Origin of the sequence: Streptococcus sanguinis (assembly GCF_003943735.1) — a bacterium.
GTDB classification, from domain to species: domain Bacteria; phylum Bacillota; class Bacilli; order Lactobacillales; family Streptococcaceae; genus Streptococcus; species Streptococcus sanguinis_E.
Map to the genome: position 1 here is coordinate 1 of NZ_RJMV01000017.1, position 23,048 is coordinate 23,048.

At 37.0% G+C, this 23,048-nt stretch carries 24 protein-coding genes, 1 pseudogene and 1 other annotated feature; of the genes and pseudogenes, 23 read left to right on the plus strand and 2 right to left on the minus strand.

Annotated features, from left to right (window positions below):
- The 22 genes and pseudogenes from D8877_RS11645 to D8877_RS11755 all read left to right on the plus strand — a co-directional run.
- On the plus strand, nucleotides 1-724 hold a 724-nt coding region (locus D8877_RS11645; RefSeq protein ID WP_142999429.1), incomplete at its 5' end, for a calcium-binding protein.
- An 87-nt stretch (nucleotides 725-811) separates the two neighbouring features.
- The gene (locus D8877_RS11650) at nucleotides 812-2,947 is read left to right on the plus strand and encodes a peptidase domain-containing ABC transporter (RefSeq protein WP_125341716.1); all 2,136 of its coding nucleotides are present in this window, start codon (nucleotides 812-814) and stop codon (nucleotides 2,945-2,947) included.
- Between the two features lies 1 nt (nucleotide 2,948).
- Nucleotides 2,949-4,058: a beta-barrel domain-containing protein gene (locus tag D8877_RS11655; RefSeq protein ID WP_185760222.1), complete on the plus strand. Its 1,110-nt coding sequence runs from the start codon at nucleotides 2,949-2,951 to the stop codon at nucleotides 4,056-4,058.
- 267 nt (nucleotides 4,059-4,325) lie between these two features.
- A pseudogene (locus D8877_RS12505) lies at nucleotides 4,326-4,666 on the plus strand (hypothetical protein).
- A 106-nt stretch (nucleotides 4,667-4,772) separates the two neighbouring features.
- On the plus strand, nucleotides 4,773-5,396 hold the full coding sequence (locus D8877_RS11665) for a hypothetical protein (protein WP_125353391.1): 624 nt from the start codon (nucleotides 4,773-4,775) through the stop codon (nucleotides 5,394-5,396).
- A 110-nt stretch (nucleotides 5,397-5,506) separates the two neighbouring features.
- Nucleotides 5,507-5,642, plus strand: a sequence feature (ribosomal protein L10 leader region).
- Between the two features lie 37 nt (nucleotides 5,643-5,679).
- Nucleotides 5,680-6,180 (plus strand): 50S ribosomal protein L10, encoded by a 501-nt coding sequence (rplJ, locus tag D8877_RS11675; protein ID WP_002897628.1) that lies wholly within the window; start codon nucleotides 5,680-5,682, stop codon nucleotides 6,178-6,180.
- Nucleotides 6,181-6,251: 71 nt separating this feature from the next.
- Nucleotides 6,252-6,620, plus strand: a complete 369-nt coding sequence (rplL, locus tag D8877_RS11680) for a 50S ribosomal protein L7/L12 (protein ID WP_002895571.1) — start codon at nucleotides 6,252-6,254, stop codon at nucleotides 6,618-6,620.
- Between the two features lie 201 nt (nucleotides 6,621-6,821).
- Nucleotides 6,822-6,995 (plus strand): hypothetical protein, encoded by a 174-nt coding sequence (locus D8877_RS11685; RefSeq protein WP_000159607.1) that lies wholly within the window; start codon nucleotides 6,822-6,824, stop codon nucleotides 6,993-6,995.
- Complete coding sequence (locus tag D8877_RS11690; RefSeq protein WP_125353393.1) at nucleotides 6,992-7,771, plus strand: replication initiator protein A; 780 nt, start codon at nucleotides 6,992-6,994, stop codon at nucleotides 7,769-7,771. Before D8877_RS11685 ends, D8877_RS11690 begins: the two co-directional genes overlap by 4 nt.
- Before the next feature lie 99 nt (nucleotides 7,772-7,870).
- A complete protein-coding gene (gene dcm, locus D8877_RS11695; protein ID WP_125353395.1) occupies nucleotides 7,871-9,229 on the plus strand; it encodes a DNA (cytosine-5-)-methyltransferase in 1,359 nt (452 codons plus the stop codon).
- Nucleotides 9,213-9,662: a hypothetical protein gene (locus tag D8877_RS11700; protein WP_125353397.1), complete on the plus strand. Its 450-nt coding sequence runs from the start codon at nucleotides 9,213-9,215 to the stop codon at nucleotides 9,660-9,662. The genes dcm and D8877_RS11700 overlap by 17 nt, the downstream gene beginning before the upstream one ends.
- Nucleotides 9,655-10,035, plus strand: a complete 381-nt coding sequence (locus tag D8877_RS11705) for a thioredoxin domain-containing protein (protein ID WP_125353399.1) — start codon at nucleotides 9,655-9,657, stop codon at nucleotides 10,033-10,035. The genes D8877_RS11700 and D8877_RS11705 overlap by 8 nt, the downstream gene beginning before the upstream one ends.
- A 12-nt stretch (nucleotides 10,036-10,047) precedes the next feature.
- On the plus strand, nucleotides 10,048-10,281 hold the full coding sequence (locus D8877_RS11710) for a hypothetical protein (RefSeq protein ID WP_000840776.1): 234 nt from the start codon (nucleotides 10,048-10,050) through the stop codon (nucleotides 10,279-10,281).
- Nucleotides 10,282-10,283: 2 nt separating this feature from the next.
- Nucleotides 10,284-10,871: a CPBP family intramembrane glutamic endopeptidase gene (locus D8877_RS11715; protein ID WP_048773328.1), complete on the plus strand. Its 588-nt coding sequence runs from the start codon at nucleotides 10,284-10,286 to the stop codon at nucleotides 10,869-10,871.
- Between the two features lie 333 nt (nucleotides 10,872-11,204).
- The gene (locus tag D8877_RS11720) at nucleotides 11,205-11,504 is read left to right on the plus strand and encodes a hypothetical protein (RefSeq protein ID WP_000869753.1); all 300 of its coding nucleotides are present in this window, start codon (nucleotides 11,205-11,207) and stop codon (nucleotides 11,502-11,504) included.
- Complete coding sequence (locus tag D8877_RS11725; RefSeq protein ID WP_048773330.1) at nucleotides 11,494-11,982, plus strand: hypothetical protein; 489 nt, start codon at nucleotides 11,494-11,496, stop codon at nucleotides 11,980-11,982. The genes D8877_RS11720 and D8877_RS11725 overlap by 11 nt, the downstream gene beginning before the upstream one ends.
- On the plus strand, nucleotides 11,982-13,859 hold the full coding sequence (locus D8877_RS11730; RefSeq protein ID WP_125353402.1) for a VirD4-like conjugal transfer protein, CD1115 family: 1,878 nt from the start codon (nucleotides 11,982-11,984) through the stop codon (nucleotides 13,857-13,859). The genes D8877_RS11725 and D8877_RS11730 overlap by 1 nt, the downstream gene beginning before the upstream one ends.
- A 20-nt stretch (nucleotides 13,860-13,879) precedes the next feature.
- Nucleotides 13,880-14,122 carry a hypothetical protein gene (locus tag D8877_RS11735; RefSeq protein ID WP_000627865.1) on the plus strand — a complete coding sequence of 81 codons (243 nt, stop codon included), beginning with the start codon at nucleotides 13,880-13,882 and terminating at the stop codon, nucleotides 14,120-14,122.
- A 16-nt stretch (nucleotides 14,123-14,138) separates the two neighbouring features.
- Complete coding sequence (locus tag D8877_RS11740) at nucleotides 14,139-14,993, plus strand: VirB6/TrbL-like conjugal transfer protein, CD1112 family (RefSeq protein ID WP_001054257.1); 855 nt, start codon at nucleotides 14,139-14,141, stop codon at nucleotides 14,991-14,993.
- Nucleotides 14,994-15,046: 53 nt separating this feature from the next.
- Nucleotides 15,047-15,406 (plus strand): PrgI family protein, encoded by a 360-nt coding sequence (locus D8877_RS11745; RefSeq protein WP_048773335.1) that lies wholly within the window; start codon nucleotides 15,047-15,049, stop codon nucleotides 15,404-15,406.
- Nucleotides 15,357-17,714, plus strand: a complete 2,358-nt coding sequence (locus D8877_RS11750; protein ID WP_185760223.1) for a VirB4-like conjugal transfer ATPase, CD1110 family — start codon at nucleotides 15,357-15,359, stop codon at nucleotides 17,712-17,714. Before D8877_RS11745 ends, D8877_RS11750 begins: the two co-directional genes overlap by 50 nt.
- 11 nt (nucleotides 17,715-17,725) lie before the next feature.
- Nucleotides 17,726-20,539, plus strand: a complete 2,814-nt coding sequence (locus tag D8877_RS11755) for a phage tail tip lysozyme (protein ID WP_048773339.1) — start codon at nucleotides 17,726-17,728, stop codon at nucleotides 20,537-20,539.
- Nucleotides 20,540-20,569: 30 nt separating this feature from the next.
- Here D8877_RS11755 and D8877_RS12305 read toward each other — a convergent pair whose 3' ends face one another.
- Entirely contained in the window at nucleotides 20,570-20,758 is a 189-nt protein-coding gene (locus D8877_RS12305) for a hypothetical protein (RefSeq protein WP_075202690.1), read from the minus strand.
- 18 nt (nucleotides 20,759-20,776) lie between these two features.
- Here D8877_RS12305 and D8877_RS11765 point away from each other — a divergent pair, with 18 nt between their 5' ends.
- Nucleotides 20,777-21,343, plus strand: coding sequence for a PBECR4 domain-containing protein (locus tag D8877_RS11765; protein WP_000431812.1), 567 nt, complete (start codon nucleotides 20,777-20,779; stop codon nucleotides 21,341-21,343).
- Between the two features lie 890 nt (nucleotides 21,344-22,233).
- Here D8877_RS11765 and D8877_RS11770 read toward each other — a convergent pair.
- On the minus strand, nucleotides 22,234-23,048 hold an 815-nt coding region (locus tag D8877_RS11770), incomplete at its 5' end, for a helix-turn-helix domain-containing protein (RefSeq protein WP_142999430.1).

A 23,048-nucleotide genomic window follows, 5' to 3' on the forward strand; every position in this document is an offset into this window, starting at 1 on the left:
CTGGCTCTATGGCTCTTCGGGAGTGGATAAGCTCTATGGCGGTGCTGGCAATGATACGCTGTCTGGTTCTGATGGCAATGACTTTCTGGATGGCGGAAACGGTAATGATAAACTTGAAGGTGGCTCTGGTAATGATTATCTAGACGGCGGTGTAGGTAATGATGAGTTGACTGGCGGTTATGGTGATGATACCTACATCTTCGGATTAGGCTATGGTCAGGATACGATTTCTGATGGTTATGGTCGGAATGTGGTCCGTTTCTTGGAAGGCATTACTCCGGAAAGTCTGAATGTAGCTAAGAGTGGCAATTGGGATTTGTCTCTAAGTCATGGTGAGGATCAGTTGACTTTGAGTAATTATCGTTATAATCAGTCTTACCGAAACATTCAATTAGAATTTTCCGATAAACGGATAGCCACTATCAATGAGCAGACCTTGACATTGGATGTTAAGGAAGCGCCTGCTGTTGAAGAGTCAGTCACGACAGCTGTTCAGGCTCAGACTTTATCCGCTTTGATAAGTAACTCAGATGCTTTGACTGATACAACAAGCAGTGCGAACCTCTTGGTTCAAGCGACTGCTGCAGAAGTACAAGCTACAACTCAAGCTCAACTATTGGTGCAGGAAGCATCCGCTCTTCCAAGTGAAAATACTGTATCGGCTGTTAATTCAGCTGCTAATACAAATACGAATCTCTTTACAGAGCAACTAACAGTACAATAGTACAATAATAGAAATTAGGGACGATTTTGTTCCCTAGTTTCTTGTTTTTTTAGAAGATAGAAAATGAGAGAGGGTTAAGAAAAAGAAATGAATTATGAACACCTGTCTACTTATTCGGCAGTGGAATGTTTTTTGATTATGTCACAATTTTTAGGAGTGCAGGCAAGCGAGGAAGATTTAAAACAAATCGCTGCCAATAGTTCCTTTAATGAGTCAATTCCTTTTATGTTGGAAGCAGCAAAATACTACCAACTTAAAGGGAAATATGTTGTCTTACCGATGAAAGATTTGGTCAAAAAAGCAGGAAGTATGGTTCCCTTTATAGCTCAAGACAGGGAGGGGAGTTACTTTATTATTGCAAGATTACAGGAAGAGGAAGTTTTGCTTCTCTATCCAGGAGAGTCCAGTCCTCATTTACTATCGCTAGAAAAGTTGAAGGAAAAATGGGATGGCTCTGCTATTCTCCTGACTAAAAAAGGATCCTTAAGAGGAAGTGATTCACTTTTTAGCTTTAAGTGGTTTATTCCGACGGTATTGCGTTTTAAGACAGCCTTTATCCAAGTATTGCTGGGGATTTTTGTTATTCAGATTTTGGGGATTTCAACCCCCATTATGGTTCAGGTCATTATTGACAAGGTTCTGTCTCATTATAGTTTGTCCACTTTGACCGTCATCGCCATTGGGATCGGTCTAGTGTATATTTTTGAGCTGATTCTGTCTTTGGCTAAGAACTATTTATTTACCCATACGACCAACCGTATTGATGTACTACTAAATGCACGCTTGTTTAAGCATTTATTCGCTCTGCCACTGCGCTATTTTGAGGCCAGAAGAGCAGGAGAGACGGTTGCAAGAGTTCAGGAGCTACACCATATTCGGCAGTTTTTGACAGGAACACCTCTATCATCTCTGATTGATGCGTTTTTCATCCTAGTCTATGTAGCGGTTCTATTTTTCTATAGCGTTCCTCTGACATGGCTGGTGTTGGCATCTATTCCCTGTTTCGCACTTCTTTCAGCCATTGTGACCCCCCTCTTTAAAAAAAGTTTGGATGAGCAATTCCAAGCAGGTGCAGAGACCAGTTCCTTTTTGGTGGAGTCTATTCAGGGGGTACAGACAGTCAAGTCCTTTGCTTTGGAATCGAAATTTGAGCAGAAGTGGGGAGACCTTCAGGCTGATTATGTCAAGGCCAACTATCGAACAGCCATGATTGCCTCCAATTCAGGAGCGGTTGGACAATTTATTCAGAAAGCGTTTGATCTTTTGATTCTTGTTTTTGGTGCATTAGCTGTAATTGATGGTAAATTTACGATTGGGCAATTAGTTGCTTTTAGAATGTTATCTAGCCATATCAGTGGTCCTGTACTTCGTTTAGTTCAGCTTTGGCAAGAGTATCAACAAGCATCCTTATCAGTAACTCGTATTGGTGATATTTTTAACTCTCCAACTGAACTACGTCCAAATGGCTTGGCTGAATTGCCAACTTTAGAAGGGAAGATCGTTTTTGATCATGTTCGTTTTCGATACCGTTCAGATGCTTCGGATGTTATTAAAGATATGAGCTTTACTATTCCGGCTGGTAGCATTGTCGGAGTAGTTGGTCGGAGTGGTTCAGGTAAAAGTACCTTATCCAAGCTCATTCAGCGTCTCTATGTCCCAGAGGCTGGGAAAATCTCTATTGACGGTTTAGACCTGTCTTTGGTTAATCCAGAGCAGTTGAGACGGCAGATTGGCATTGTTTTACAGGAAAACTTTATGTTTAACGGTACTGTGCGGGAAAATATATCTATTCATTTGCCTCTAGCAACTATGGATGAGGTTGTAGCTGCCGCTAAGACAGCAGGAGCGCATGACTTTATTCTAGCTCTTCCTCAAGGATATGATACCGTTATTGGCGAGAAAGGCCTGGGTTTGTCTGGGGGGCAGAAACAACGTGTTGCCATTGCTCGCGCTATTTTAGGTAATCCTAAGATTTTGATTTTTGATGAAGCGACCTCAGCTCTGGATTATGAGTCAGAACGAATTATCCAAGATAATCTAAAGACTATTTGTCAAGGACGTACGGTGCTTATTATTGCTCATAGGCTTTCTACATTGGCTGAAGCTGAAAAAATATTAGTAGTTGATGAAGGAAATGTGGTGTCTTATGATAGCCATGAACGACTTCTTGAAGAAGATGGGCTATACGCACATCTCTATCGTCAACAGGAAAGGGTGGGATAAGATGGATATGAATAAAAATGCTCCCTTAACCAACTATTTACGAAAATATAGGCAGCAAAAAGATAGGACACTAAAATATGACTTTATGCCATCGTTGTTAGAGATTGTTGAGCGACCTGCGCATATTGCGGGGAAATGGATTATAATTTTAATTAGTCTTCTATTGCTCATAGTCTTGCTTTGGGCTTCTTTATCAAGAATTGATGTGGTTGTTGTTGGAACGGGAGAAATAGTGCCTGAGGAACGGGTGCAGTCGGTTTCTAGTTTAACTAATGGCATAGTTAAGTCTATGAACGTCAAGGAGGGTGACCAAGTTGAAAAGGGAACAACCATATTAGAACTAGATGATGCAGTAACCAAACAAAATGTCGGACAATTAGAAAACAGCCTCACCGAAATCAACTCTTCCATCGCAGTAATTCAAAAATATCAGGCTGATAAAAATGTCTCTATTCAATTATCAGATTATGATTCTTCGGCTCAGAATGCTGTTCAGAGCTTGATATCTGAAAACAATCTTTATCGTCAGCAATTATCACAAGCTGATGCCAACTTAGTAACTGCACAGTATGATACTAGTCTTGCTCAAAAAATGGCAACTTTGACGGAAAATAAACGAAAAACCGAGACGGATCTAGCTCAGCAACATTATATTTTAGAACATTTAGCAATTAAAGCTCCTTCAACAGGTCAAATTGCTAGTCTTTCTGTTAGTTATATTGGACAGAATATTAGTTCAGAAAATCCAATAGTAAAAATTCTACCTAGTAAATCAGAGTTGATATTTGAAGCACAAGTATCTGATAAGGATCGTGCAGATATTCAAAAAGATATGGAAGCAGTTGTAAAACTACAAGCCTATCCTTATTCTGATTATGGGACGATACCTGGCAAAGTGACTTATATAAGTTCGACAGCTTTTCAAGTAAAAGGAAAAGGAATGGTATACATTGTCAGAATCTCTGTTGATAAAGAGAAACTACATAAAGGGGTGAAATTGATTTCAGGCTTATCTGGTACTATTGAAATTAAAACTAGTAGCAGGAGCGTATTAGATTATTTTCTAGACCCTATTCGGGATGGTTTAAATGGTAGTCTGAAAGAAAAATAGTTTCAGAAACCATTTGATCAATTTTAGTAATGCAGCCTTAGGGCTGTATTTTTTTTGAAAAAACATTTAAATTTCACACTTTAAAGGTCTAATTCAAACAAAGAAGTCAATTCCTTTCAGTTCTCTAGTACAATCTTTGACTAACTTTCTAGTTTCTTTTTTTATGTTCATTGGCTATCAATCTCTAATATCTAAGCAAAAAAGTTGACAGATATATCAAAGTTTGTTAAATTAATTTGGTATATTATGTCATCAAAAGGAGATGTTATGAATAAGATCACTATTCAGTCGCCAGATGGAAGCAAAGTTAAAACCTTGTCACCATCCTACTCTATTACAATGTTACTATTTAGTTTTTTGTCCCACTTTTTCGAAAAGACTGGAAATACTTTGGTATTATTTTAGGTTCTTTCTGCGCTTTGCTTGTTATTGCTGTGCTTTTCATTCCAGAAGATTTGTTAAAGCCAACTGGAACAGCCTTTAATTTCTTTTGGACTTTTTTCTATAATCGTTTTTGGATAAAAGATCGTGTTTTCAATGACGGATGGCTACCTGCCGATGAAGAAAGCAGAAATCTGCTGAAGAAGACTTTTCCTAATATGCCATAAAACTACTGAAATAAATTTTTTCTACGATAAACAAAGTTAAATACACCTGAGGGGAAATGCGATATAAAAGGAGATAAAGAATTGAGTTTAGGTGGAGCTGAGGGAAATGGGAAAAAGGATTAAGTTTTCTCCGCTAAAAGCTAGAATTTTGATGATGGTCGGTCCAATGTTTGGCGCTATCTTCTTTGGTTTTTTTTCGTGTAGTGTTATTTATCATACATTCAAAGTAGGATTATCATTTTGGCTAGATTTGATTCATGAAAATTTTATGTTGATTGGTTGCTATATTTGGTTTCATATTGAATTATTCAAGTCTATCTATAGAATTATAAAAAATAATCTTTTGTTAAACAGTAATATCCAGGAATTGAGAGATTGTTACTCTGAGCTTGAAGATAGCTGGGACTATCTCAATGATGCTGATTACCTTGATAAAGGTTTGCAAGTTTTGGTTTATGGCAATCATCTCATTTGTTACAGGACATTTGATATTGTCTACCTACCAGAATGTTCTAAGATAGATGCATTTATGAAGATGTATCGTTTAGGTAGTCGTCATAGGGTGAGACGAGTTCATTTTTCTGCATGGTATCTTGATGGCAGTGAATCTGAACTCCGAACAAATGAGTTGCGAAGTTTTGCCGGAATTAATCAGAAAGCTCGTAAAGATGCCTTATTTGATTATTTAAGAGAGAACTTTGATTATATTGAACTCGAAACTTTCGACTAAGGGAAAGAAGTAGATATTAGTCAAGTAAGAGATTTGCGGGATAGAAATATTAAATTCAAAAAGATTGCTTAAAAGACTTGCAATCTTTTTTTTCTTTTGCTATAATTATCAATGGTTTGAAAAAACTGCCTAAGACAGTAGGGGAGCTCGACTCATAAAGATCCTACCGAGGACAAAACGTATCATGTAAAAAGAAGCGTATTGTACTTTCGTGTCTAGGTTTGGGCGCGTTTTTCTTTTGGAAAATTCCCCAAGCAAAATAATTACGGAGGTGAAACACTAAATGAGTGAAGCTATTATTGCTAAAAAAGCGGAACTGGTTGACGCAGTTGCTGAAAAAATGAAAGCTGCTGCATCTATCGTCGTTGTCGACGCTCGTGGTTTGACTGTTGAGCAAGATACCGTTCTTCGTCGTGAGCTTCGTGGAAGCGAAGTTGAGTATAAAGTTATCAAAAACTCAATCTTGCGTCGTGCAGCTGAAAAAGCTGGACTTGAAGACTTGGCATCTGTTTTTGTTGGACCGTCTGCAGTAGCATTTTCTAATGAAGATGTTGTTGCTCCAGCGAAAATCTTGAACGACTTTGCTAAGAACGCTGATGCACTTGAAATCAAAGGTGGTGCAATTGAAGGCGCTGTCGCATCAAAAGAAGAGATTCTTGCACTTGCAACTCTTCCAAACCGCGAAGGACTCCTTTCTATGCTCCTTTCTGTACTTCAAGCGCCAGTTCGCAACGTTGCACTTGCTGTCAAAGCAGTTGCAGACAACAAAGAAGACGCAGCTTAATCTTAAGCTACGCAGCGTAGCCTAGCTACGAAAAATATTATAAATTTAAAAATTATTTGGAGGAAATAACAATGGCATTGAACATTGAAAACATTATTGCTGAAATTAAAGAAGCTTCAATCCTTGAATTGAACGACCTTGTAAAAGCTATCGAAGAAGAATTTGGTGTAACTGCGGCTGCTCCTGTAGCTGTAGCTGCTGCTGGTGCTGGTGAAGCTGCCGCTGCTAAAGATTCATTTGACGTTGAATTGACTGCAGCTGGTGACAAGAAAGTCGGCGTTATCAAAGTTGTACGCGAAATCACTGGTCTTGGCCTTAAAGAAGCTAAAGAACTTGTTGATGGTGCACCAAACGTTATCAAAGAAGGCGTTGCTGCAGCAGAAGCTGAAGAACTTAAAGCTAAATTGGAAGAAGCTGGAGCTTCAGTTACTCTTAAATAAGAGGCATATACCAATTAGAAATCGGAATACTATAGTATCAGCCTTTTAGAATCGTGAACACATTTTAGAAACTGATAAATTAATTTAGTTTCCTACCAAAAACCCTACCAAAAATTAATTTGGCAGGGTTTTTCTTTTTAACAAATTTATCGTGGAGAACAATTGAATATTGTTCTCCTTTTTTTATTTTCAGGAGGGAAAATGACAAAAGAATTACAATCATCACGCTATATTGTCATTTCATTTTTAGTACGTGAAATGGGAATTGATATTGTTGAAGCCATCTCTCTTATGGCTGAATTAGAAAAAAGTGGCTTGGTTCGATTGGAATCAAGTGGAGATTTAATACTCAAAGAACTAGGAGGAGCGCTATGAAACGAATTACCGCAAATCAATACCAAACTTCAGAACGGTATTATAAATTACCTAAAATTCTTTTTGAGGATGAGAAATATATGGATATGAAACTAGAAGTAAAGGTGGCTTATTCTATTTTAAAAGATCGTTTAGAATTATCTCTCAGTCGTGGTTGGATAGATGAAGAAGGAGCAGTCTATTTAGTATTTTCTAATTCTAAACTGATGAGGCTGTTAGGTTGTTCGAAGTCAAAACTACTATCAATCAAAAAAACTCTTAAAGAATATGACTTAATTGATGAAGTTCAACAGTCTTCAAGTGAGAAAGGGAGACTAGCTAATAAGATTTATTTAGGGGAGTTGTCTACTACCCCAGTAGGTAATTCAAACAGGCCTAGTGTTAAAAAAAGACTAGGGCAGGTTGAAAATGAAACAGCCCCCGTCTCACATTCAGCCCCTAGTGAGACTGAAGTTAGTGAGACTAAATATAGTGAGACTGATTCTTTATTTATTGAGGATGAGGAGGATAGGAATACTCAACCTATTTTGAAAAGAAAAGTAGAAAAGGTCACAAAATATGATCGAGATTATATTTGGGGATTGGTGCAAGATCAATTTAGACGAGAGGGTTTTTCTGAAACAGCCAGTGAAATTGCTATGACTGATTTTGAGAGAATCTATCAGTATGCTCTTGACAATGTTCGCTTTGTTAGACGAGCGGAAGTACTTGCTGAATTTGTGTTTAACGGCTTGTATTCCGTTTGGAATAATCGTGTTAGAAAAGGAGGTGGTTAAAATGTCGCCAATCGAGTGGATATTAGTTATGCTCATTGTCATTTCAAGTGGAGTGACAGTTCTGACAATGATAGTCGATAAGAAAGGGGTGATCAAGAAATGAGATTTATTGATTTATTTTCAGGTATCGGTGGCTTTCGACTTGGAATGGAAAGTGTCGGACACGAGTGTATTGGATTTTGTGAGATTGATAAATTTGCTAGAGAATCTTATAAGTCCATTTTTCAAACGGAAGGAGAAATAGAATTTCATGACATACGAGATGTTTCAGATGACGAATTTAAAAAACTTAGAGGGAAAGTCGATGTCATCTGTGGGGGATTCCCTTGTCAAGCATTTTCAATCGCAGGAAGACGATTGGGATTTGAAGATACTAGAGGAACTTTGTTCTTTGAAATTGCTCGGGCGGCCAAACAAATCCAACCACGTTTTCTTTTTCTTGAAAATGTTAAAGGCCTACTCAATCACGATAAGGGACGGACGTTCACCACAATCCTTACCACACTTGATGAGTTGGGGTTTGATGTTGAGTGGCAGGTGCTTAACAGTAAGGATTTTGGCGTTCCCCAAAACAGAGAGAGGGTGTTTATTATCGGACATTCTAGAAAGAAAGGTACCCGACTCCTATTTCCTTTCAGACGAGAAGGTCAAGCAACTAACTCTGAGACTTTGAAAGCACTAGGAAATTTGAATCCATCAAAAAGTGGAATGAGTGGTAAAGTCTATTATTCAGAAGGTCTTGCGCCAACCTTAGTTCGTGGAAAAGGAGAAGGATTTAAAGTTGCGATTCCTTGTATGACACCAGACAGATTAGAAAAGAGACAAAATGGTAGACGTTTCAAGGATAATCAAGAGCCAATGTTTACTTTAAATACTCAGGATCGCCATGGTATTGTCGTTGTTGGAGATTTACCAACTAGCTTTAAGGAAACTGGTCGCGTCTATGGAAGTGAGGGGCTATCTCCAACACTGACTACGATGCAAGGTGGAGATAAAATCCCCAAAATACTGATTCCAGAACCAATCCAATTTCTAAAAGTCCGAGAGGCAACGAAAAAAGGATATGCTCAAGCAGAAATAGGAGATTCAATCAATTTGGAAAGACCAGGTTCTCAGTATCGTCGTGGTAGAGTTGGAAAAGGTATAGCGAATACGTTAACAACTAGTGGTCAAATGGGAGTAGTAGTGGCTAGCTATGAAGGAGAAGATAAGCAAGTTTACCATGTTGCTGGTATTTTAATAAATGGACAATTTTACCGTCTGAGGATACGACGAATCACTCCTAAAGAGTGTTTTCGATTGCAGGGTTTTCCTGATTGGGCTTTTGAAGCTGCTAGAAAAGTCTCTAGTAATAGTCAGCTTTATAAACAAGCTGGTAATAGTGTAACCGTTCCTGTGATTGCCGCAATCGCAAAGAAATTTAAAGAAATAGAGGAAAAAGATGAAAGCATTAAATAAAGAATCAATACTAGATTGTGATGAATTAGAAACAGAATTACATGATGCAGAAATCAGACAGCTGGATGAACAAATAATTTTGATGCCCAATTATCCATGTGAGTTTGAGGTGACATTTTTAGATGATTACCATAAAAAACACAACTACCCCCTATTTTATGAATCCTATCTTCAAAACATTATGGAATTCCTTGAAAGTCAGGATATAAAGAACGGAGCCGATGCCTTTGTAGATGATCATCAAAATCTTGTTTTTGTTTTATATGGACAAGGCTATCGAGCCGAGGGAAAAGAGGGAATACTTACAACCCAAGTAACTGTAAAAGCTTATGATGAAGACAAGCAACCGATTAACTTCGCAAATTTATTAGATTCCTTAATCGTATCAGAATATCAAATGGAACCGAATCTTTGGGAGGTATCCCATGATTGATCTCTATCTAAGTAAAAATAGCCATAGAAATCAACTTCTTTTGGATTTCTTTCAAAAGTATGGCATAGAGGTCATTCCTCATTCTATTTCTGAAATGACAAAGGACAAATTAATTGAAATGATGAGCTATTCTTCAGATTGTTTTGAGTTTTTATCTCCCAATTTATTGCGATTTAAGAACCGTGACAATCTAAGATTAACGGATTTCATCGAGATGATATTAAAAAATCCTGAACTAACCATCAGACTTCCTCTTGCGGTTTCAAATAAGCGAGTTTATCCAAATCTGAATCTGGAGGAGGCTAGAGCTTTATTGCCAAGAGATACGAAACAATTGATTTACATGGCACAAACACATTATTTATCAAGTTAAAGGAGAAGCAATATGGCTGAACGATTTTGGGAGAACTTGTCCATTATTTTGGCTGAAAGAAATATCAGCTGGATTGAGTTAACCAGAAAAATGTTTGCGGGAGAGTTTCACTATCCAAGTGAATTGAATCGTTTGTATCAAAAGATTCGTCACTACAAGATGGAACAACGGATGCCTCAAAGTCCATGGGTAGAAAGGATTGTGCAGGTATTAGATTTAGATTATGAAGATTTATTTCGGAGGTAACTATGAAAAGAATAATTCCAGTTTATATATTCCAACAAGTAAATGTCCTATTGGTATCTCTATACTTACTGAAATTTCTTTGTATCGGTGAGTTAACTATACTAGAGATTCTCTATGGTGCGTCACTCATTTCTTTTTTATGGATGTATGGCCAACGCAAACAAGCTCATAAGGTCAATATGAAATCTAGGATGAAATGGCTTGGTATTGGATTCATTAGCCTACTGATTATAAGTCTATGTTTTAGCCTAATCCATGCTCAAGGAACCACGAATCAAGCAAACTTAATTGGACTTCAACATCAAGTTCCTTGGTTTTCATTTTTATTGTTCTTAATCAATGCGAGTATGGTTGAAGAATTTCTGTATAGAGAAATTATATGGAATTTGGTGAGAAAATTAGATATCAGAATTGCGTTGACAAGTGTTTTATTTGCCTTAGCACATCATCCTGGAACCATTCTAGCTTGGTGTTTATATGTTTCATTGGGAATGTTTATAGGGATGGTGCGCTATAAATCGGACTTATGGGGCAGTATGGGTCTACATTTGGTGTGGAACCTACTAGTTTATAGTTTGCTGCTTGTTTAGACAACGTTAGATTTTCAAAGGGAAATGAAATGCTAACGTTATGTAACAATGTTAGTCTTTTATTTCAAACTCTTTGATGAATATGAATTTAGCTCGACAGAAAAATAAGAAATGTGATAAAAATTTCAACTACTCTTATCTATAATAAAGCTACCTGTTCTTTGAAAATTGAATCCACTCCGTCTTGATTAGCGTGCCTGTGTAAGTAGGGACTGAGAGTATTTCCCTGTGAAGGGCAACTGGCACAAGACGTGTGTGAGAATTTTCTAACAGACACGGAGTTTATCGTTACCAGACTTAAACGATGCGACAAACTAGATAAAGGAGTTAATCATGAAGGTAGTAAACTTGTATGATTTGAAACAAATGGGAAATAAAGGTGGTTGTACCATCCAATTGATTCATCACTTTCCTTTTGGTATGGGCTTAGGACATCTCAAAAAAGACTACATTGAATTTAAACGTGTTGGTATCTTTGATGGGAAAGCAGTAGAAGTTACTCTTCGAGAACCTTATTCGAGAGATCTACTGCAGGTTGTCAAGTCGATTAAGCAACGTCAGAAATTGATAGCTTATCGTTATAAAGAAGGAAAGCTGCTATTTGTTAAGAAGGAGGCCTCAGATGTCCTCTGAACAACAGGAACGAATGGCAGTTCAATATGCTGAGCGTAGTCTTTTATTTACTGTAAAAAGTCTTTTAAAGATTCTAGAATGGTCTAGACGCCAAGTTTTAGCACAAGATTCCGCCTATAAGATAGGGGTACAGAAATTAGAAGAATTGCTACAATCTCCTTATTCGATTGATACGATTAATCTGAAAAAAGATTTTTTAGACAAACCAATTGATATAGAGAAATTTAAAGCTTTTTTAGAAAAAGAAGAGATTCCTTTAGCCATCGCTTGGCAAGGGGATTCTCTACATTTCTACACGAAAGACCGTTCGATTCTGGACAATCATTTAGACCATCTGTTAGAAAAAATGGTTAATGATCCGGAGAAATTAGCTGATTTTACCATGGATAAGTCATTAGACGATGCAATTGATGAGGCTAAATCCCAAATTACCTTTAGACAAGAAGGGGCCGTCAAACAGAAAGAGATGGTGAGATGATGTACAGTGGAAAGAAATTCCTACTATTCTCACTGTTAGGCATCTTACTAGGCTATCTTTTTCATCGTTTGACGCTTTTGTATGATTCCTATACTGGAAATAGCTTAGATAAATGGACTCATCTTCTGATGGAGGGTCAAGATGAAGTTCTTCAGTCGCCATGGAATGTTTCTTTTACTGGAAAATCAAGTGCTTTTTTTCTACTAGGCTTTGTGATGATGTTGCTGGTTTATCTCTATCTAGAGACTGGTAAAAAACAATACCGAGAAGGGGTAGAATACGGGAGCGCCCGTTTTGGAACTCTAAAAGAAAAGAAGCTCTTTTACGGTAAGGAATTTTCTCATGATACGATTTTAGCACAAGATGTTCGTTTGACATTATTAGATAAAAGACCACCCCAATATGATAGAAATAAGAATATTGCGGTGATCGGAGGTTCAGGAAGTGGGAAGACCTTTCGCTTTGTAAAACCTAATCTGATTCAGATGAACAGTTCTAATATTGTCGTGGATCCTAAAGATCACTTAGCTGAGAAAACAGGCAAACTCTTTTTAGAACATGGCTACCAAGTAAAGGTGTTAGATTTAGTCAATATGAAGAACTCAGATGGCTTCAATCCTTTTCGCTATATAGAGACAGAAAATGATTTGAATCGCATGCTGACGGTTTATTTTAATAACACCAAAGGCTCTGGCTCTCGTAGTGATCCATTTTGGGATGAAGCTTCTATGACTTTGGTACGAGCTTTAGCCTCTTACTTGGTCGATTTCTATAATCCACCCAAAACAAGAGAACAGCTCATTGAAGAGAGTCGTTTGAGTCAAACAGAATACCAAAACTTGTTGAAACGTCAAAAAAAAGAAGTGGAAGAGCGAAAAAAACGAGGGCGTTATCCAAGTTTTGCTGAAATCTCAAAACTCATTAAACACTTATCCAAGGGTGAAAATCAAGAAAAAAGTGTCTTAGAAATTCTATTTGAAAATTATGCTAAAAAGTATGGAACTGAAAATTTTACCATGCGAAATTGGGCAGATTTTCAAAATTATAAGGATAAGACTCTGGATTCTGTTATAGCTGTAACCACTGCTAAATTTGCCCTCTTCAATATTCAAAGTGTCATGGATTTGACCAAAAGAGATACCCTTGATATGAAGACATGGGGCCAGGAAAAATCAATGGTTTACTTAGTTATCCCAGATAACGATAGTACCTTTCGCTTTCTTTCAGCCCTCTTTTTTTCAACCGTATTTCAAACCCTAACAAGACAAGCAGATATTGATTTTAAGGGTCAATTGCCTCTTCATGTGAGAGTCTATTTAGATGAGTTCGCAAATATCGGAGAAATCCCAGATTTTGCTGAACAAACCTCGACAGTCCGTTCTCGCAACATGAGTCTCGTTCCTATTCTACAAAATATTGCCCAACTTCAAGGGCTCTATAAAGAAAAAGAAGCTTGGAAAACCATTTTGGGGAACTGTGATAGCTTAGTCTACTTAGGTGGGAATGATGAAGATACCTTTAAATTTATGAGTGGCTTACTCGGAAAACAAACCATTGATGTTCGAAATACGAGTCGTTCCTTTGGCCAGACAGGTTCAGGATCCCTTTCTCATCAAAAGATTGCTCGTGATTTAATGACACCTGATGAGGTCGGAAATATGAAACGGCATGAATGCTTGGTTCGAATTGCAAATATGCCTGTCTTTAAAAGCAAAAAGTACAATTCCACTAAGCATCCAAACTGGAAATACCTAGCCAATCAAGAAACCGATGAACGGTGGTGGAACTATCAAATCAATCCTTTAAATCAAAGACAAGAAAATCATCTTGAAGGCCTTAGAATTCGTGATTTAACTTTTGAATCTAGTTTAAAATAAAAATAGAAAAGAGGAAATAGATGATTACGCATTTTAAAGGTTTTGTTTATGGAGTAGACGCAAGTGCTATGTTTGCACAAGCTATGTCTTTGTTACAGAAGGGATTGATTGCGGTTGGTGCCTTTCTCGTTGTTGTGGGGATTGTCAACCTTGCAACCAACATTAAAGATGGTGGACCAGGTGTTCGGAATGCCATTCTGGAAATTGTCGGTGGTGTTATGGTTGGGGCTGCTGGAGCCTTTGTAACCCAGATTTCAATTTAGGAGGATAAACAATGACATGAATCTTAGTTTAGTCTCACCCTTTGTTTACCTTGCATCTGAAAAAATATCAGCTGAAAATTTATTTGAAGGATTTAATGTAGATTTACAATCTACGGTAGATTTGATTAAATCTCTATCTAGCTACAATCCAACAGTTTGGACTTATATGTCTAGTATTACTAAAAGTGTTATGCAGCCTCTTGGAGTTGCGATTTTATCAGTTGTTCTCATCTTAGAATTTTCGAAGATGGCAAAGAAAATTGCTAACTCAGGAGGAGCGATGACCTTTGAAGCATTAGCGCCGATGTTGATTAGTTATATTATGGTCGCAGTTGTAATTACCAACACTACCGTGATTGTAGAAGCCATCATCGGGATTGCGAGTCACGCCATTGAACAAGTGGCCTCGATTGTGGCTCACGGTGGGGCAAAGTATGATACAATCTCTGGACTAAAAGGTTCAGGATTTATTGGCCGTATGATTGTGGGATTTTTCGCCCTCCTCATTTGGCTAGTTCGGATAGTAAGTGCAGCCATGGTTAATCTTTTGGTATCTATTCGATTTATTCAACTCTACCTTATGATCCCATTTGCCCCTCTTACGATTCCAACATTTTTAAGTGATGAGTGGAAGTCTATTGGTATTGGTTATTTAAAAAATATTATGGTCTATGCGGTACAAGGGGTTCTTATTTTTCTGATTGTTTCTCTTGTTCCTTTGTTTGAATCTGCTGGGAAAATAGCTGTTTCAAATGGTGCAGGAGTCTTGCAATCACTTGCGATTATGTTTGGTAGTTTGGTACAAGCTATCTTACTGATTATTGCCCTCGTTGGTTCTCAACGTACGGCTCGCTCAATCTTAGGTATGTAATTAGATAAAGGCTAGGAAGTGAATGCTTCTTAGCCTTTTTAGAAAGGAAAGTCATGAATACACGTGTCTTTAAAGACATCTCAAAATACCAACACAGGGCTTGGTTAGGTTTCACCACAAGACAAATCATCTTTGTTTTACCAGCCTTTATTGTCACAATTATTGTTTTGGGCTTGAATCTCTTTTTCTGGCAATTTGGAGATTGGTTTGTCTACGGTTTTGTGTTTGCCTTTACCATCCCCCTCATGCTTTTTGGAGTCTATAAACCCAATGATTTATATTTTGAACATTATTTGAAATACCGTCTTCATTTTGAACTAACGGTTCCCCTACGCACAATTACAGGAAAGAAAGGACCTGAACATGAAAAGAAAATCAAATACATTAAAGAAACAAAAAACCTCAATGACTAATCAGAAAGAAGTAGTTAAAGGAAAAAAAGAGGAAGTGTTACCCTCTACGGCTAATACTCTTTCCTATCAAGCTCTGTATCAAAATGGTCTGATGCAGGTAAAAGAAGATTATTTCTCACAAAGCTATTTACTTGGTGATGTCAATTACCAGACCGTTGGTTTAGAAGATAAGGGCGCAATCATTGAGAAGTATTCTGATTTGATTAACTCCCTAGATGACCAAACCAACTTCCAATTGACTATCTTTAATAAAAGATTGAATTTAGAAAAATTCAGACAAAGTGTTTTGTATGAGGAAAAAGAAGATGGGTATGATACCTATCGTAAAGAATTGAATCGAATGATGAATCAGAATTTAGACAGTGGTGAAAATAACTTTTCAGCTGTGAAACTGATTAGCTTTGGTAGAAAGGATTCTAATCCCAAACAAGCCTATCGTTCCTTGTCCCAAATAGGAGAATATTTCAAGAGTGGTTTCTCAGAAATTGATGCACGATTTGAATCCTTGGCTGGAGAAGAGCGTGTCAACTTGTTGGCCGATATGCTTAGAGGAGAACACCATCTTCCTTTTTCTTACCGTGATTTAACGAAATCTGGTCAGACAACTCGTCACTTCATAGCACCTAATCTCTTGGATTTTAAAAACAAGAATTACCTACAAATCAATGACCGCTTATTGCAGATTGTCTATGTGAGAGACTACGGTATGGAATTAGGAGATCAGTTTATTCGAGACCTCATGCAAGGAGATTTGGAATTGATTGTGAGCCTCCATGCTCAAAGTTCGACCAAGGCAGATGCCATGAAGAAACTACGAACAAAGAAGACCTTGATGGAATCCCAAAAGATTGGGGAACAACAAAAACTAGCTCGTACAGGTATCTATTTGGAAAAAGTAGGTCATGTATTAGAAAGCAATATCGATGAAGCTGAGGAACTCTTAAAAACCATGACAGAGACAGGAGATAAACTGTTTCAAACAGTCTTCTTGATTGGGGTCTTTGGTCAGGATGAAGAAGAACTTAAACAAGCCCTAGACACGCTCCAACAAGTGGCCGGCTCAAATGACCTAATGATTGATAAACTACCATATATGCAAGAAGCAGCCTTTAATAGTTTGCTGCCATTTGGTTGTGATTTTTTAGAGGGCGTATCACGGAGTTTATTAACGTCCAATGTAGCAGTGAATTCTCCATGGACTTCAGTAGACATACAAGACCGAAGTGGGAAATATTACGGTATCAATCAAATCTCAAGCAATATTATTACCATTGATCGAAGCCTATTAAATACACCGTCTGGTCTGATTTTAGGAACATCTGGAGCTGGGAAAGGGATGGCAACCAAGCATGAAATTATCACGACCAAAATCAAGGAATCTGGTGAAAATACTGAAATTATCATTGTGGATCCAGAAGAAGAGTACAGTGTCATTGGACGAGCTTTTGGGGGAGAAATGATTGATATTGCGCCTGATTCCCAAACTTATCTCAATGTCCTTGACTTGTCTGAGGAAAATATGGATGAAGACCCTGTAAAGGTAAAATCAGAATTTCTTTTATCCTTTATCGGCAAGTTATTGGATAGAAAAATGGATGGAAGAGAAAAATCGATTATCGACCGAGTCACCAGACTGACCTATCAGTCATTTAAAGAGCCTTCTTTGGAAGAATGGGTTTTTGTCTTGAGTCAACAGCCAGAAGAAGAAGCGCAGAATTTGGCACTTGATATGGAACTATATGTCGAAGGTTCTCTTGATATTTTTTCTCATAAGACCAATATTCAGACAGGATCTAATTTCTTGATTTATAACGTTAAGAAGTTAGGAGATGAGCTGAAACAAATCGCTCTTATGGTAGTGTTTGATCAGATATGGAATCGTGTTGTTCGGAACCAAAAATTAGGGAAGAAAACCTGGATTTATTTTGATGAAATGCAGCTTCTCTTATTAGATAAATATGCCAGTGATTTCTTCTTTAAATTATGGAGTCGTGTCAGAAAATATGGAGCCAGTCCGACTGGGATAACTCAAAACGTCGAAACCTTATTGTTAGATCCAAATGGTAGACGGATTATTGCAAATAGTGAATTTATGATTCTCCTCAAGCAGGCAAAAAATGACCGAGAAGAACTGGTTCAACTCTTAGGCTTGTCAAAAGAACTCGAAAAATACCTAGTCAATCCAGAAAAAGGGGCAGGACTAATAAAAGCTGGTTCAGTTGTTGTTCCCTTTAAAAATAAGATTCCTCAAGGTACTCAATTGTTTGATATCATGAGTACGGATCCTGATAAAATGGCTTCTAATTAAGGGGAAGGTAAATGAAGGATAAAAGAGAAATCATACGTGCCCGAAAGGCATTTAGAAGAAGCCTAAAAGATGAGAAAAAATTCTTGAAAAAAGGAAAGAAGGAGGTGAAGAAACAGAAAAAAGATTCCGCTGTACTGGATGAAAAAGCATGGAAAAAAGAGATAAAAGAAAAGCTAGAGGAGATGAGAGAAGTTTCAAAGGCTAGAGTAAAACAAGCAAATGAGGACTACAATCATATTCTTCAAAATAGTCCTCCATCTCTTTTGAATCGCAAAGAATTAAGAGATAGACGATTACCTCATGCTAGGAAACGATTGAAAATAGCCAAGAAGCAATTTAGAGAAGCCAAGGTAGAAGCAAAAGAAGAAAGAAAAGAGAGTCATAAAGAAAGAAAAACCAATCAAAAATTTCTCTACGGTCAGGAATCGAAAGCAAAATCTAATTTTTTCTTTCAAGGGAAGAGTTTAGAAGAATTAAAAGCTAAGAAAGAAGTCAAGGACGCAAAAGAGAATTTAAAATCTACTAAACAAGCCTATAAGTCCCAAAAAGTCAGCAGGAAAGTCAAAACTTTTCTTTATGTCCTTGGACGAGAAGGTGGAGAGTTAGCTTCAGAAAATGAAGATTTAGAAGGCTATCGCACACTTCAAGAGACCATTAGAAAAGGGAAACGCTACAGTCGGCTTTCTTATAATCTTGGAAAAGCTAGTGTCAAAACAGGACAAGCAACAGGTCGTTTTACCAAGAAAAGGCTGACCAACACAAAAGAGCGATACCATCATTTTAAGGATGGAAAAGGATGGAAACTAGCGAAAGATAATCCAAGTTCCTTTAAAAATCGGTATCGAAAATTAAAGAAACAAGGTCTTACAAGTGTCCGAAATATCTATCAAAAACTAAAAGCAGCCTTTTCCTTCTTTACATTTGCGGCTGGGAATCCTGCAACCTGGATAGTTGGAGGAATAGTCTTTCTTCTTTTACTTATGATGAGCTTCTTTTTAGGTTTTTCATCTGCTAGTTTGATTCAACAAGATGAATTTGAATTAACAAAAGCTTATACCCACCTAACTTGGGAAGACGCAGAACATACTCGTACAAATGACAAAGGCATTACCTATTACACAAAAGTTGATGATGTGATGGGGTATATGAACTTTAAATTCCATGACTATGAGTTACACAAACCAGTTCACTTATTTAGTTCAGAAACTTACAAGGATTATCTGTCTACTTTGTGGCATGATTTAAACGATGGGGAAGATTTGAAATCCATGCAAGACCTTTATGAAACTCCTAAGTATAAACTATCTAAAGACGATCAAGAGGAAATGAAGGAACTAAAAGAAGAAGGTGTCTATGCTTCCATGCAGGAATTAGACAATCCGTTTGAGGGACAAAGCAACGAAGATAGTCTAACCATGACTTATCGTTATGGATACTATGATTTAGACGGCAAACCTACCCTTCAGGAGTACATACTACTAGAAGCGAAGGCTCACCAAAGGATTGTCGCACCAATGGATGGTGTTGTATCTCTAGACGGTGACAATGTTATTCTCACTAACGGAAAAGGAGAGAATGAGAGTCGTTTAACATTATATTCCATCCATAATGGCCGTGCGATTGAGGGGACAAGGGTCTTAACTGGTGATATTATTGGTGAGACACCAGATGATACAGGTTTGAAAGTTTCCTATCAAAAGTATAAGAACAAGAAAGAAAAATTGGTGTATGTCAATCCGCAATTTTATTTTCCAAAGGTCATTCAACTTCAGACAACTATCTTACCTGCCATTGGTCAGTTTGGTGGGGATGAGTTTGAACGTGCAAAACATATTTATGAGTTTTTGAAATCTCAAGGGGCAAGTCCCCAAGCCATTGCGGCTATTTTAGGAAATTGGTCGGTAGAGTCTTCTATTAATCCAAAACGAGCTGAAGGAGATTATTTATCTCCTCCAGTTGGCGCTACCGATTCCTCATGGGATGATGAAGCATGGTTAGCAATTGGAGGTCCAGCCATTTATGGAGGTGCTTATCCTAATATTCTTCATAGAGGTTTGGGGTTAGGGCAATGGACAGATACCGCAGATGGGTCAACACGGCATACAGCCTTGTTGAATTATGCACGCACCCAAAATAAGAAATGGTATGATTTAGACCTCCAACTTGATTTTATGCTTCATGGGGATAGTCCTTACTATCAAAGTTGGTTAAAGGATTTCTTTAAAAATACGGGCAGTGCAGCCAATCTCGCCCAACTCTTCCTCACCTATTGGGAGGGAAATTCTGGAGACAAACTACTGGAAAGACAAACTAGAGCCACGGAATGGTATTACCAAATTGAAAAAGGCTTTAGTCAAACAAATGGAGGACAGGCAAAAAGTGACCCGCAATCCCTTGAAGGTGTTCGTGGAGACTTGTATGAGCATTCTGTTCCTGGTGGTGGGGATGGTATGGCCTATGCCTATGGACAATGTACATGGGGTGTTGCGGCTCGTATGAATCAGTTAGGCTTAAAATTAAAAGGTAGAAATGGAGAAAAGATTTCGATCATTAATACCATGGGAAATGGTCAGGACTGGGTTGCGACAGCGTCAAGTCTTGGAGGGGAAACGGGTTCTACACCAAGAGCAGGTGCTATTGTTTCTTTTGTGGGAGGTACACATGGTACACCAGCAGAGTATGGTCATGTGGCTTTTGTCGAGAAGATCTATGATGATGGTTCTTTCCTCGTGTCTGAAACAAACTATGGTGGCAACCCTAACTATACCTTTAGAAAAATCTCTCAAGCAGATAGTGCCATCAGTTTTGCCTATACGGTGAAATAAAGAAGTTGATACTTGAAATTTTAACAATTTTCAGGTAGAATAAATAGTGTAGATGAGTGGTCGGCTCATGGTCAATCTGATAGTAATCTTGGACATAAGGGCCAAGCGGTGGCGGACACCAGAACGAAATCCGATAGCAATCTTGGACGTAAGGGCCAAGCGGTGGCAGACACCAGAATAAACCGACTGACTAGGTGGCTTACAGACTCTGTAAACCACCTTTTTTGTGAGGAAAATATGGAAAATTCTAGAGATTATCGTAATCCAAATTACACCGAAAAAATAAAACTTCAGCGTTTTTTTACTCAGTTACAAATTGCGGCTTCTTTTTTTAAAGAACACTTTGTTGGCAAAATCATGTATTATGAAACGGAAATAGAAAGTGTTGAACTTCATTTTTCACCTACTAATTTCATGCACCTATGTGGTGTTGATTACCGAAAAGGTGCAGGCAGTTTCTTTGACGATTGTTTAAATAGTCATGTCATAATTGATGAGTTGAAAATAAAAAATGATGGAACCACGATGCAAAAGTTACAAGTTTTAGGATCTATTGAGGAGTTATTGGGAAAGCATGTTCATCTAACTGGTTCAGGACGTTATTTGTATTTGGAGTTTGATTATGCTCTACGTACAAGAAAACAGATACTAGCATTAACATTGAAAGAGACATCAAAGAAAATTGTTCCTCAATCTTTATTAGATTTGAAGAGAAAGACAGTATTTCCAGAAGGTCAAAAAGTAATTTCAATTTACTCAAAACATTTACAAACGTCGGAACTTTTTTATTATTTAAAAGATTAGTTTACATATCTTTTGTGGTATAAAACATATTTTCATCATTATAAGGAGAACGCAGTTTTGGCTCGTTCTTTTTTTGTTGATGATATGCTCCAAACAACCTACACTAGATTGGATATGAAATAGTTTGTGATTACATAATTTATCTTCAGGGAAGTTATGGACATTATCTCAATTTCTGTCATGATAGACATCTCTAACAATTTCCGTTATAACAGACATTGACTTACAAAGTATTTCTTTTCTGAACATATTAGCGTTATAATATAAATGCAGTGTTACACTGTAGAATATTAAGAAAATAGGATACTGTAGGTTTAAAATAAATGTGTAAGATAAATAGTTGGATTAGTAAAAGTTTCAAGTCTGATAAGAACAATATTACATTTCATACAACTGAATGTATATATTTTATAAGAGAGAGGGATGCTTGATTGGGGAAAATCATTCAAAATACAGTTATAAGGATTTTAATAAGAATGAAAGTGTGATATTTCTTTTTCATTAATCTTCTAAATGTATTAAAATCAAGCTTTCCACTCATGTATTCTGCTAATAAACTTCAATACATTTCAATAGATTTTCAAAATTTGGTGGGGATTTTTATTATACTTTGTACGAGCTTTTCAATACCCTATCCCAACCTTTAAAATCCCCTAAGTTATTTACTCAAGGGATTTTTTATCTGCTTTTTTCATACTTAAACAGTCAGTCTAACTGTTTGATTTTCTTTGTGACTAACTCCCTAAAAATAGTAGAATTAGCTACTTTACTGATTTTACAAGATAATAACAAGACCTAAACGTATAATTTATTTAGGTTTACCAATTATGACTTTAACATTTTCCAATAAGGTCTAACTCAACCGTCCCCAAAGTTAAATCCTTATGTATTTAATCAGAAAGATTATTTTTCGCATATTTTTTTATGTCTTTGGGATAAAATCCCTTATATTTTTTGAAGCATGTACTAAATTTACTGTGAGAGGAATATCCTACAGCCTCTGCTATATCTTGAATTTTAAGGGTAGAGTTCAGTAGGAGTAATTCCGCCATATTCATTCTCCGTCTTTGAGTATATTCTGTAATTGTGCATTGATATTTTTGCTTAAATAACTTTTTTAGTTTTGTGCCGCTCATAGTGGATATTTTTTCTAAAGTATCCTGTGAGATAGATGTTGCATAATGATCGTCTATATAATTGGTGACATTTTTCAAAGCCTCATCATCGGCAATAGATAGTGGATTGCTGTACTTATTTAAAAAAGAGTCTATTGTAATACTTAACCATTCCTTTGCCTTTGACTCAAAAAAGATTTCAGCAGCAGGAGATGCCATCTTGCAATTAAGGATATCTTTTGCGATTCTTTCTAAAGGCTTGTTTATTATAATGCTGGTATTAAAAAATAAATCTTCATAGTTACAGACTTTATTCTTATAAGAGGACAGGCATTGCTCTATCATGGACTGATTGAAATTTATACCGATTCCTAAATAAGGAGAGTTTTTGTGAAGTAAAAACCTAAAGTCTTTAGAATTTTTTGTATTTATAGTATAAAGTGAATTTGAAGAAAGATTTTGATAAGGATTAAAACATTCACCGTTTGCTGTAACTAAATAAGATAAATAAAGGGAATAGAAATTATTCAAACCAGAAAAACTTGTATGGATAATTTCTTTTTTTATGAAAACATCATAAATATCAATAG